At 32.6% G+C, this 12,641-nt stretch carries 10 protein-coding genes; 6 read left to right on the forward strand and 4 right to left on the reverse strand.

Annotated features, from left to right (window positions below; translation table 11 throughout):
• Nucleotides 1-959: 959 nt before the first annotated feature.
• The 3 genes from ACQY44_RS23240 to ACQY44_RS23250 all read left to right on the forward strand — a co-directional run bounded on the left by ACQY44_RS23240 (nt 960) and on the right by ACQY44_RS23250 (nt 4,866).
• Nucleotides 960-1,700 (forward strand): GntR family transcriptional regulator, encoded by a 741-nt coding sequence (locus ACQY44_RS23240; protein ID WP_428232658.1) that lies wholly within the window; start codon nt 960-962, stop codon nt 1,698-1,700.
• A gap of 105 nt (nt 1,701-1,805) precedes the next feature.
• Nucleotides 1,806-3,095, forward strand: coding sequence for a GH36-type glycosyl hydrolase domain-containing protein (locus tag ACQY44_RS23245; protein ID WP_428232659.1), 1,290 nt, complete (start codon nt 1,806-1,808; stop codon nt 3,093-3,095).
• A 226-nt stretch (nt 3,096-3,321) separates the two neighbouring features.
• Entirely contained in the window at nt 3,322-4,866 is a 1,545-nt protein-coding gene (locus ACQY44_RS23250; RefSeq protein WP_428232660.1) for a sulfatase family protein, read from the forward strand.
• A 235-nt stretch (nt 4,867-5,101) separates the two neighbouring features.
• Here the strand turns inward: ACQY44_RS23250 and ACQY44_RS23255 are convergent, their stop codons facing one another.
• The 3 genes from ACQY44_RS23255 to ACQY44_RS23265 all read right to left on the reverse strand — a co-directional run bounded on the left by ACQY44_RS23255 (nt 5,102) and on the right by ACQY44_RS23265 (nt 6,662).
• Nucleotides 5,102-5,257 (reverse strand): hypothetical protein, encoded by a 156-nt coding sequence (locus ACQY44_RS23255; protein WP_428232661.1) that lies wholly within the window; start codon nt 5,255-5,257, stop codon nt 5,102-5,104.
• A gap of 35 nt (nt 5,258-5,292) precedes the next feature.
• Nucleotides 5,293-5,763 (reverse strand): quercetin 2,3-dioxygenase, encoded by a 471-nt coding sequence (locus ACQY44_RS23260; RefSeq protein WP_428232662.1) that lies wholly within the window; start codon nt 5,761-5,763, stop codon nt 5,293-5,295.
• A 341-nt stretch (nt 5,764-6,104) separates the two neighbouring features.
• Nucleotides 6,105-6,662 carry a thioredoxin family protein gene (locus ACQY44_RS23265; RefSeq protein ID WP_428232663.1) on the reverse strand — a complete coding sequence of 186 codons (558 nt, stop codon included), beginning with the start codon at nt 6,660-6,662 and terminating at the stop codon, nt 6,105-6,107.
• 307 nt (nt 6,663-6,969) lie between these two features.
• On the opposite strand from ACQY44_RS23265, the gene ACQY44_RS23270 reads away from it, so the two are divergent.
• Both ACQY44_RS23270 and ACQY44_RS23275 read left to right on the forward strand, forming a co-directional pair.
• Nucleotides 6,970-7,095, forward strand: a complete 126-nt coding sequence (locus ACQY44_RS23270; RefSeq protein WP_428232664.1) for a hypothetical protein — start codon at nt 6,970-6,972, stop codon at nt 7,093-7,095.
• A gap of 1,182 nt (nt 7,096-8,277) precedes the next feature.
• Nucleotides 8,278-9,729: an APC family permease gene (locus ACQY44_RS23275; protein ID WP_428232665.1), complete on the forward strand. Its 1,452-nt coding sequence runs from the start codon at nt 8,278-8,280 to the stop codon at nt 9,727-9,729.
• Nucleotides 9,730-9,928: 199 nt separating this feature from the next.
• Here the strand turns inward: ACQY44_RS23275 and ACQY44_RS23280 are convergent, their stop codons facing one another.
• Nucleotides 9,929-10,273, reverse strand: coding sequence for a hypothetical protein (locus ACQY44_RS23280; protein ID WP_428232666.1), 345 nt, complete (start codon nt 10,271-10,273; stop codon nt 9,929-9,931).
• 829 nt (nt 10,274-11,102) lie between these two features.
• Here ACQY44_RS23280 and ACQY44_RS23285 point away from each other — a divergent pair.
• A complete protein-coding gene (locus tag ACQY44_RS23285; protein WP_428232667.1) occupies nt 11,103-12,641 on the forward strand; it encodes an MFS transporter in 1,539 nt (512 codons plus the stop codon).

A 12,641-nucleotide genomic window follows, 5' to 3' on the forward strand; every position in this document is an offset into this window, starting at 1 on the left:
AGCTTTGCATTCAATCTCACACGAGCAAGCTCTTATCAAAGCTACATTTTTAAAGTTTAAAATTTTAGTTCTGTCGCATCTGGGAACAACTTTTATTTTTCGAATTTTAAACCCCTCAAATAATGAATATCAAAGATTAAAATCCGTCAGTGTAAATATTTCAGTAATAGCACACAACAGGATCACTGTTTTATTAAGTGGCGTTATACTAAATAGATTAGGTTTTAAAAGTTTGAATCGGCCAGACAAACATTGAGCGAAATTGAAGTTGTGCAGATGTTGAGAAAGAATCAAATCGCTGGACCAGGGATTTCTATGTTTAAATCTTTCCGTAAATTGACAGATTAACGTTTAAATGACTTAAATGTTTATATTTGATTCTGACAGATGCGACAGAACCGTGTTTATTCTATATAGCCATTATTTCGTGTTTTTTGTATGTATTTTTCATATATATTTTGTAGCTCTATTGCTTTTGCTTCATCTTTAATTTAAATGTTCAAGATAATAAATTATTACTTTCTTGATATTAGTTCAAATTATAAATTAAAGAACGACAAAATTTCTTTATCATTATCAGCTAACAACTTATTTAATACTAAAACTTTTAGACAGCGATGTTCTTACTTCAACAGAATACAGAATTTTGCCTCGCTATATTCTTTTCAAAATTGATTATAGATTTTAGTATTCTTTGAAAGAATAAGTATACTCAGAAAACAATTTAATAAAGTTTCGAGCCTAAAGTTTTTAGAGGCTTATTTCACTAATTTTTAAATCATAGTTATTGGATAATCAATAAGTTATTGAACCGATACTTACAGCCGACATAAATTGTAGATCCATCATTTTATTTTTAAAAGAAACTTTTATAAACATTAAATAAGATTTAGTTTTGATGTATTTAAAAATAAATTTTGTTTATAAAAAAATATTATATTTGTCATATGTATGAACATATGAACAAAATACCTTTATTGGATCACGATAGCAAAATTCCTTTACATAAACAGGTTGAGGAATTATTGCGTGAACTAATTAAACATCCCGATTTTAAAAGCGGAGAGTTGTTTCCAAAAGAAGTTGATTTGGCTAAGCGTTGGGGGATTTCCCGGAACACATTACGTCAGGCAATTGCTATTTTGGTAAATGAAAAATTATTAATACGAAAAAAAGGTTCCGGAACACGTGTTTCTCAAAATAGAATCACTACTAATCTGAACAATTGGATGAGTTTTACTCACGAAATGGAGGATATGGGATTGGAGTTTAAAAATCTTTCTGTGAATGTAGAAATGATTAAGGCCGGTGCTAAAATAGCCAAACATTTGCAAATTAATGAGGATGATGAAGTCTTGCTTTTGCAGCGTACTCGAAGTATCGATGATAGTCCAATGGTATATTTTGAATCCTATTTTCATCCCCGGATAGGGCTTTCTATTGATGAAAATTTTGAAAATCCATTATATGAAATTCTCGGTAATAAGTACAATGTTGTTCCCGTTTATTCGCAGGAAAAACTTAAAGCTATTGCTGCAGGTAGAAGGATTGCCGGTCTTTTGAAGATTGAAAAAGGTCAACCTGTTCTGGAAAGAAAAAGGTTAGTTCTTGATACCGCAAGAAAACCTATTGAGTACAACATTTGTTATTATAGAAATGATTGGTTTACATATACAATTGAAATAAAACGTACGATTTAAAAAATGACAAAAACAGAAATTGATTCAGGCAGAAGTCGCCATTAGTTTTGATATGCCAATAATTTTTGAATCTACATCTTACAAAAAAACAATATTTATCTACATATGAGAAAAATTATTTCTTTACTAGCCGCTATTGCATTTGCATCTACTGCAGCAGCTCAACAAAAAATAAAAATCGACAAAGAATTATCAGAGAAAATAAAAAATGATCAGTACATGCCTTTTGTAAAAAGCCGGGCTTTAGAAGTTATAAAAACAGGGATTAATGCTGGAGATGGTTATCGTGAAGTATGGATTCGTGATTACAACACTTTTATAGAGTTGGCATTACAAGTCACTAAAAAGGAAGATATAAAAGAAAATCTTTTAGTTTTTTTTAGAATGCAGGGTGAGGATGGAAATATTATTGATGGTTATACACCTAAAGAAGAAATTGGGGCCGGAGAAACAGATTTCTCTTATTCAAAATTAGAGCCTAGATATGCAGCTCACAAAAATACTGTAGAAACGGATCAGGAAACATCATTGGTACAAGCAGTTTATAAATACATTATGTTAACTGGAGATAAATCAATTTTGAGAGAAAAAGTTGGCGATAAAACTGTTGCAAAAAGATTAGAGTGGGGGATGGAGTTCTTAATGGAAAATCGCTACACTAAAAGATATGGCTTAATTACTGGAGCAACAACTGCTGACTGGGGAGATGTACAACCAGAAGATTATGGTATCGATATAAGTGAAAATACACATTTTGCCTGTGATATTTATGACAACGCTATGTTTATTGTAGCTTTGAATAACATGATGGAAATAATTCCGGCAACAAGAATCAAATGGAGTAAAATTAAAACGGATGTAGCAAAAAACACTCGAACTTATCTTTGGGATGCCAAAAAACAAAAATATATTCCGCATTTATATTTGAATGGTTCACCTTTTTCTGCTGATTTTGATGAAAATAATATTTTCTATTTCGGAGGTACAACTGTGGCAATGGAAGCAGGATTACTGACTAAAAAAGAAATAAAAGCTTCCTTTGAGGAGATGGTAAAAAGAGTAAAAGAAGCTGGAGCACCTTCTATAGGCCTGACACTTTATCCTCCTTATCCAAATGGTTTTTTTAAGAATAAAATAATGAATACAATGTATAGTTATCAAAATGGAGGCGACTGGACTTGGTTTGGAGCAAGAACAATTCAACAACTAATTAAATATGGTTTTGTTAACGAAGCTTATAGAGAAGTACAGCCAATGTTGAAACGTGTAAAAGATAATAATGGTTTCTACGAATGGTATTCTATAAAAAATGAACCAAGAGGATCAGGAACTTTCAGAGGCGAAGCAGGTGTTTTGTATACGACTATTACAATGTTCGAAAATCTTAATAAATAATAAAATCTATAGATGTCTATTTTTTGTGAAATCTTAAGATTTTTATCGTTTTAGGAAGATGAAAATGAAGAAAATAATTTCGTATTTGGAAGTGCTTTGCCTATTTTTATAATATTAAATATCATTTTTTAGCTCTTTATTTTTCATTAGATTATGGTTCGACAACTCTTCTGTACTTAAAAAAAATATTACCCCTTGTAATTAATTTACACATTTATAAAGAAATATGACAAAACACTTTTTATTAAAATTCACAATATTCTTTGTAGGTATTTTGCATACCATGGCTCAAGAGACTTTAGTTCAGCAAAAAAACGGATCATTAAAGTTGGAAAAAGTTAAAGGTGTAAAACCACGAAATATTATTTTTATACTTTCTGATGATCATAGATATGATGCAATGAGCTTTTTAAAAGATAAGGCACAAGCATTCATTAGTACTCCGAATATGGACAAGATGGCTGCTCAGGGTGCATATATGCAAAATGCTTTTGTAACCACTTCTTTATGTTCGCCTTCAAGAGCATCCATACTTACTGGACTTTATGCTCACAAACATAAAGTAGTTGATAATAATAATCCAGTATCCGAAAATCTTATTTTTTACCCGCAATACTTGCAGGATATAGGTTATCAAACAGCAATGATAGGAAAGTGGCATATGGGAGGAGAGTATGATGATCCCCAGCGTGGATTTAATTACTGGGTTTCTTTTAAAGGCCAGGGAACATATTTACCTAATCCAAATGGTTTAAATGTTAATGGCAAAAATGTCCCGCAGAAAGGATATATCACAGAGGAATTAACAGATTACGCTATCGACTTTCTTAAAACTCGTAAAAAAGACAAACCTTTTATGCTTTATCTCTCCCATAAAGGAGTACACGACAATTTTACCCCTGCAGAAAAGGATAAAGGAAAAGCGAAGGATTTTCCTTTTGTTCCTCCGGCAAATATGGAATCAAATTTACATAAAAATGCACCTATATGGCTAAGGAATCAACGTAATTCCTGGCATGGGATAGAATTCCCTTATCACAGCAATCTGGACATCGCAGAATACTATAAACGCTATGCCGAAACTTTGCGGGGAGTTGACGAATCAATAGGTTCGATTATAGCATATTTAAAAAAAGAAGGATTGTTAGAATCTACCTTAATTATTTATATGGGTGATAATGGTTTTCAATTTGGCGAACATGGACTTATAGATAAACGTGTTGCTTATGAGGCTAGTATGCGAATACCAATGCTTGCTTTTTGTCCTGAGGTCATAAAACCTGGAACAGTAATAACAGACGTTGTTGCAAATATTGATATTGCTCCCACTTTGTTGGAGGCGGCAGGTCTAAAGTCTCCATCATATATAGATGGAATGAGTTTCTATAGCCAACTCAAAGGTCACAAAGCTGAAAATTGGCGTACGGGATTACTTTATGAATATTATTGGGAGCGTAATTTTCCACAAACTCCTACCATGCATGCATTGAGAGGTGATCGCTTTAAATATATTCATTATAACGGAATATGGGATACTGACGAATTGTATGACCTTCAGGATGATCCATATGAATTGGATAATCTTATTGACGATGCTAAAAAGCAAGATATAGTAAAGCAAATGAATAAGCAGCTATTTGATATATTAAAAGAAACGGGAGGTATGTATATTCCGTTATTTAAAGACAACGGTAGTCCCTTGAATCAGCGATATGAGTTTGGTTCGGGTAGCGCAGAATTTCCGTCAAAATTTAGAAAGACTATAAAGTAAAAATAAATATCCTATAGGTCTCGAACACTTTTTTTTAAGTCCATTGTTGAGTATGTTTTATCGCTTTTTAAAAGTAAGTAGTAAATTGTGCCATGATGCTGCCACAAAACTTTTAAAATGTTTTTATAAAGATTTAAAACTCCCTTAAATCAATGTTAATAAGGTATTCTATTTTAAGCACTTGAGAATGAAAATGAAAATGATTCTGAATAGGTATCTTATTATTTTTAATCGCTTACTTCCATTTTTCCATGAATATCTGGTCCAGAGACGTCCGCTCTCCAATCCTGACCTCTGTATTCCTGAACCACTTCAATTCTAAGAATCCGGCATGCTGATACAATTTCCATTTGTATCCGGTCATGCTTTCTGATGTTAAGGAATGAACCATTTTACATTTTTGTGTGGCTAAGTTGACGTAAACGATTAGACAAATTTAATCCCGAAACTACTACATATTCCGAAAACTTTTTCAAGATCCGGCGGCCCTGCAGGAAGCTGGCTTAGTTGCTCGAACATGTGTTCGATCCCAGATGGGATTACCGTTACTATTGCCTTTGCATTTCTCTCCCCTACAACTTTAAAGGCATGCGGCACCTGCCGAGGCAGAAAAATAGTATCCCCGGCTTTAAGTATCCTTGTTTTTCCTTCCACTATAAATTCTATTTTGCCCTCCAGTATCCTGAAAACCTCGTCTTCGTTTTCATGCACATGCATAGGTATTCCGACTCCAGGTGCATTGTCATTTTCAACTATTGTGAACATCCCATTAGTATCCTTTCCTGTCAGTTTGATAGTCTGGACATCACCCAATACATTTTGAGCCAAGCCTTCCCCTGAAACTATTATTTTAACAGCATCCAAGACATTTTCATTTAAAGGAGCATTCTTTTCCATTTGTACTATTGATTAAACTTGTTATACTTATTTGTTGGCTGCTCTGGCGGTCGTTATGCAAGTGCTATTGGCAGGTTGAAACCCTAATAGTTTTTTAGCTAAAAAATTATTTTATCAATACTGCCAGTGTTTTTTGATAATATTTTTGGTGGCAAAGAGAAAGAAAATCTGCCTGTTTTAAGAGTAGCATAAAATGTATTAAAATTACTTTTTGAACGATAACTTAAGAAACTGAACTAAATTTTAGGCGTTAAAATTCGAAAAAAATAGCATATATTTCTTAAAGACTATGTTCCATTGATTTATCATTTTTTTTTAAACAAGTTATTATAGGCTCTTAGTTAAATTATGGCTAAAATTTCATTGATAATATCATTGCCTCTATTGGAATTATAATAATTATGTAAATCTGTAAGAAAGGCTTCTTTATTAAATTTTTCAATTTCTTTTTTGTGGTTTAATAAGATTTCTGTGCCAGCTTTAGTGCGCGGACCCCAATGAGAAATAACATCATTTTCTTCACTAATAAAAATAACAATAGGAATTGCTTCATTACCATCTGTTAAAAAATTTTGCATGAGATCAGGATTTTCATCTCGAAATAAAATTTTAACAGGGTTTTTGTCATGAAAAAAAATATTGATTATTGGTATTGATTGGCTACAGTCTCCACACCATCCTTCTGCAATAATTAAAACTTTACCTTTAAACCCTTTCTTCTGAAATTCTTTCACTTGAATATCACTAAGTATATAGTTGTCGATAATGTTTTTTGAGCGACTAAGAGACAGAAGATATTTATTTTTTATCTCTTCATTCGGTTCTGATGCTATTTTTTTTTGAATAGTATCAATATAGACTTCAAAAGTATGTGCCTTATCCCAATATTTACCTATCATAATATTTAATTTAGTTTTGTTCTTTTCATAGGTAAATAGATGAAACCACTATATGTAGAGATTCGTAATTATTTTTAATACATTATAATAATTAATTGAATTGTGCTGTATTTACTAAGCTGGCCTATGATTCATTGATTTATCGTTGCAAAGTTATCTTTGTGAACCAACTGTGCCAATAGCTAAATCAAGCCATTTTTTCACTTAAACTTTTTCTGAACTTTCCGATTAGTTAGCAATTTTAATTACTTAGAACAATAATTATAAAGAGGAAACTAATGCTGATCTCTTTTATTTAGCTATTAGTGTGCTCATAAACTCGCTGGTCCACATTAAGTTAGGTGCTACGGAAGGACCAATTGCAGGAGATACCGTTACCGGTGCGGACAGCAATACTTGGTTCTTTTATCCTATTGCCGGAATCTGCATTTAAGATTGGTCATCCAGTGGTAGAAAAAAATCTTCAAAACAGACCAAAATAAAAAGAGGAGACACCAAATGGTAATTAAATAAATATGCCTTGATGAAGAGTGTTTCGCTTTCATAAGGCTTTATTTCGATTTGTGCTAAATAGAGTTCTTTTGTTGCTAGTAAAAAAGGAGTTGTTTAATGTCCCGGGAAATCATCGTAAAATGACACTATTTAGCTATTGGTTTGCACGGCGTGGGGAAATAATTTTGTAGTATAAATTTATTATAATAATTAAATAAAATTAAGGACTGATTATGAGGGTTTTAATTTTATTGCTATACTAAAATAGACCTTCTGATCAAACTTGTCTGTTTCCCGAAAATTAAAAATAGCCCTTTTTAGCTATTGTGGTACGTGGATAGGAAAAATACTTTTGCGGTTTAAATTACGGTTTGTTTAATCTATTAGAAAATTGATAGTTAGTTTAAGAAACGATAAGAAAACGAGAAGTATAAAAACACTAAAATCTAACTACAAAATGTTAAATAAAATGGTGGTCAAAGTTTCTATAGAAACTACTAAAGATTACGCTCTCATATTTAGAGAAAAGAGGAATGAATTATGGAATTTAATAGAGGGTATAAAACAATTTAAATTGTTATTCATATTATTTGTATTTACTTCCTGCAGCGTTTATTACCCAACAAATTTTCGGATAAAAGATTTAGAAACAGGAAAATACTATTACGCAAACACAATAGAATGCAGAGATAATTGCATAAACTTTACAGAATATAATAAAAATAAAACTATTCGACATTCTAAAACTATTTGTAAATATAAAATCGATTAAGTAATTAGCTTTTTACTTAAAATTGTTTTGTTTAACTAGATTAAAAATAGCATTATTTAGCTATTGCAATACCACGTTAGGAAAAATACTTTTGCACTTTAAAATTAAAAAAAATCAATTAAAAAAAATCGTTTATTTCCAACCCCAATATAAGATACCTCAAATAAATTTAGACATTTCAGGTTTAGCTATGAAAACTGTTTGGAGTGCTTTTTCATAGTAAATTCAATTTTTAAATCTTTTTGCTAACGATAACTTTTCTCAAATTAATTAAGGGAATATGAAAAACGATTGCTTTAAATTTTGTCTGATTTTTTATTATTTCCAATGCTTTATTAAAAATTACATTATATGGAGAATGAAAGTCAAGAGGGCACATTCAAAAGAGAACTAGGACTACTGGATGCTACTATGCTTGTGGCAGGATCAATGATCGGTTCTGGTATATTTATTGTCAGTGCAGATATTGTCAGGCAAGTTGGATCGGCCGGTTGGCTCATTATGATTTGGGTGCTCACAGGATTCTTTACTGTGATTGCAGCAGTCAGCTACGGTGAACTTAGCGCCATGTTTCCTAAAGCAGGAGGACAGTACGTTTATCTTAAAGAAGCCTATAATAAACCGATTGCTTTCCTGTATGGTTGGAGCTTTTTTTCGGTAATACAAACAGGATCTATCGCTGCTGTAGGAGTCGCTTTTTCTAAATTCGCGGCTTATTTATATGAACCACTAAGTGATGCCAATGTCCTCTGGCAGTTGAGAACAGAAACATCTGAATATTTTTCGTTGAATACTGCACAAATAGTATCTATTGTCACAATTGTTTTTCTTACTTATCTCAATAGCAGAGGTATAAAAGACAGCAAGATTCTGCAAAATTTTCTAACTATAATTAAAGTCTTATCCCTTGTTGGTTTAATCATCTTAGGTTTTACACAAGGGGCAAAAGCAGAAATATGGAATGTTAACTGGTTAGATGCCTGGACTCTTAAATCAATGAATGTAGAAAATGGTTCCTGGATGACTATTGGTGGTTCGGTTGTTTTTTCGGCTATTTCCGCCTCTTTAGTGGGGTCTTTATTTTCAAGCGATGCTTGGAACGGGGTAACTTTTATTGCTGGAGAGATTAAAAAACCAGAACGAAACGTTGGACTCAGCTTATTATTGGGTACTTCTATTGTCAGTGTCATTTATGTGTTGGCCAATTTAATGTATTTGGCAGTGATCCCAATGAATGACATTGCAAATGCCGAATCTGATCGTGTAGCAGTAGTTGCTGCCCAGAATATTTTTGGACATACTGGAACCATTATCATAGCATTAATGATTATGATTTCAACTTTTGCTTGTAACAATGGTATGATTATGGCGGGACCAAGGGTCTATTATATTATGGCGAAGGATGATCTTTTTTTTAAAAAAGCAGGGAGATTAAACAAAGCAGGGGTACCAGCCTGGGCGTCATGGATTCAGTGTTTATGGGCTTCGGTATTATGCCTTACAGGTAAATATGGTACACTCCTGGATTTTTTAATGATCATTGTAGTTTTTTTTCATGTTTTGACCATTGCGGGTATTTTTATTTTAAGAAGAAAACTACCCGATGCTGAACGTCCTTACCGTGCTTTTGGCTATCCGGTTTTACCATTGTTATATATTATTTTTTCCACGATTTTTTGTGTGTCGTTATTCATCACTAAGATGAGTACCTGTGGATGGGGAGTAGTCATTATGCTGGCTGGGATTCCGTTGTATTACCTGATAAAAAAGAAGGATACAATATGTGATAGCCCTATAAAGTAAAGAATATCTTTGGATGGTTATCAAAAATAGATAACCTTCGCTTTAATCTAGTATAAGTCAATGTGTATACATTGAAACTACAAAAGTATTTTAAAAGATTCAAGTTAATTATAAGATCAAAAAAGGCTGTTTAAAAACAGTCCATTTCTTGATAAGTGAAAGTGACAGCATAGTTAATTGTTAGAATAATATTAGTCGTTTACTTGTGATTTTTGACCAATAATACTCTCCGACCACTTTTAGTGAGTAGTTTAATATTAAGATCGTTTTTTTTGTCCAGAGTAAAATAAGCAATACCAGAATTATCGACACTTGACGAGACTTTAATTTTTCCAAAGTGTGAAGAAACAAATTCGTAAGTATAAATGGATTGTACAGAATTAATTGAGAAGGTCATTTCTCCTTTCGGACAAAAGGTTATCGCAATGTTAGGTTGTACTGATTTATCCGAAATCCATTCTCCAATTATCGAATCCGTCTTAGTTTCTTGTTTACCTGTGACCAGATAGGTAATTAATGAAGACATTAATGTTGTAATTTTCATTGAAATGTGCTTTTAAATAGTAATGCTTGATAGCATAAAATGGGGTGTTAATGTATTTTATAGTTGTCAAAAAAAACTTATAGCTCATTTTGAAATGTTTTATAATTTGGCAATAATTCAACGTAAGATTTAGCTTTCTTTCTGTTTGTTTTTGATGCAAATTTGCGAGAGATTTTCATACTCGACAATGGCTTAAACAAGCTATTTTTTTTTAATAAAGTATATAAATTATCTTTTAAAAATGTATTGACATAAGGTTGAAAACCATTTGATAATGTTCCCCAGATAAAAAATTTATAATTAAACTTATCGGAATTATAATTTTATGCTGTCCGGACAAACTATACGTAAGAAAACAGGCATAGTTGTATATTTTTAAGTAACTCCAGACAGATATTTAAATTTGCCCTTTTTAATTTATACTTACCTCTATAAAATTGAGGTCAAAAAACTTCTAAAATTTGCTCTTCTTTGACATCAGCCAGAGATACAATAGCATAATAAACTAAATATTAGTCTATTAATTATACTATGAAAAAACTGTTTCGTCAGCTATAACAGGAATAAACACCTAAACAACACCTTTATATTATAAGCTATAGTTGCTTATTTTCATTGTATAAAAATAGCGTCATTTAGCTATTGTGGCATATAGCCCGGAAAAATAATTTTGCGGTTTAATGTTAAAAAAAACAAAAAAAAATATTTAGTAACTGTCACAAAATTAATTTCGAGCAGAACAGTAATTAATCAAAGATTTATGAAAAGAGGATTTGTACGCATTTTGTTTGAAGTTTTTATTAGCTCTCGTGCTTAACATTATTTTAGTATGAGTGCATTATCTACAAAAGGAATTTGGAAAGTAATTATAGCTTCCTCTGTTGGAACATTGATTGAAGCGTATGATTTCTTGATTTTCGGTAGCTTAGCTGTTGTTATTTCAACTAAATTTTTCCCCGAGGAGAATCCTAATGCTGCCTTTTTATCAACATTAGCCACTTTTGCTATAGGCTTTATTGTACGTCCCTTTGGAGCTTTTTTTTTTGGGCGATTAGGTGACCTGATTGGTCGTAAATATACTTTTCAGCTAACATTACTGCTAATGGGAGGTTCAACCTTTTTGTTAGGATGCATTCCTGGTTATGAAAGCATCGGTTTTATGGCTCCGCTGTTAGTCGTGGTTTTGCGCATTCTTCAGGGATTAGCATTTGGAGGTGAATACGGGGGCGCGGCAACTTATGTCGCTGAACATTCGCCAATGGGACAACGTGGCTATTGGACTTCCTGGATTCAGGTTATGGGAACCTTCGGATTATGCATTTCTCTGATGGTTGTTTTTTTGACAAGAAATGTATTGACTCCCAATCAGTTTGAGGATTGGGGCTGGAGGGTTCCTTTTTGGTTATCTATTTTGATGGTCGTGGTCTCTTATACTATTAGAAAAAAGATGAACGAATCACCTGTTTATGCCAAGGCCAAAGCAGAAGGTAAAATAAGTGCAAATCCCCTGAAAGAAAGCTTAGGAAATAAGTATAACTTAAAATTTATTCTACTGGCATTGTTTGGCGCAGTGATGGGACAAGGGGTTATATGGCATACAGGGCAAATTTATGCTATGAGCTTCATAAAGACTGTTATGTTAGTAAATTCTTCCCAAGCTGATAGTATTCTTGTTATTGCCTTATTGTTTGGAACACCTTTTATCTTGTTTTTTGGGTGGCTTAGTGATAAAGTGGGACGAAAAACAGTTATGATGCTCGGAATGCTCAGTGCAATTCTTCTTTACAGGCCAATTTACAGATTAATGTATGAGACCACCGACGTAAGTCTAAAAACGGAAATTACTGATAAAGCAAAATTAACTGCCATAACTAAAGAGAACAGTCAGCAGCAATTAGATTCTATTTATACCTCTACAAAAGAATATGAAGACGGAACCAAATGGACACAAATAAAGACAGTTCCTCTCTTTAAAGGGCAGCCAGTTCTTGCTGACAAAGGAGTTGCTAAATTAGACCCGAAAGTCACGGTGATCATTAATGATAAAGACAAATGGATTCTTATTTTTCTTGTTTTTATACAAGTCATTTTCGTTGCAATGGTCTATGGTCCAATTGCTGCTTTCCTGGTAGAAATGTTCCCCGTTAAAATTAGATACACCTCGATGTCAGTGCCCTATCATATTGGAAATGGTTTTTTTGGAGGGCTACTACCGGCAATATCGACCTATTTTGAAACTAATGCTAAAGACGGGGGTGACCCGGAATTCTATCTGGAAGGACTATGGTATCCTATTTTAATTGCCGGTGTCAGTTTCATTATCGGAATGGTTTATTTAAAAAGAAAAAATAATATTGAAAACGAATAA

This window comes from Flavobacterium sp. (assembly GCF_965277525.1).
Classification (GTDB): domain Bacteria; phylum Bacteroidota; class Bacteroidia; order Flavobacteriales; family Flavobacteriaceae; genus Flavobacterium.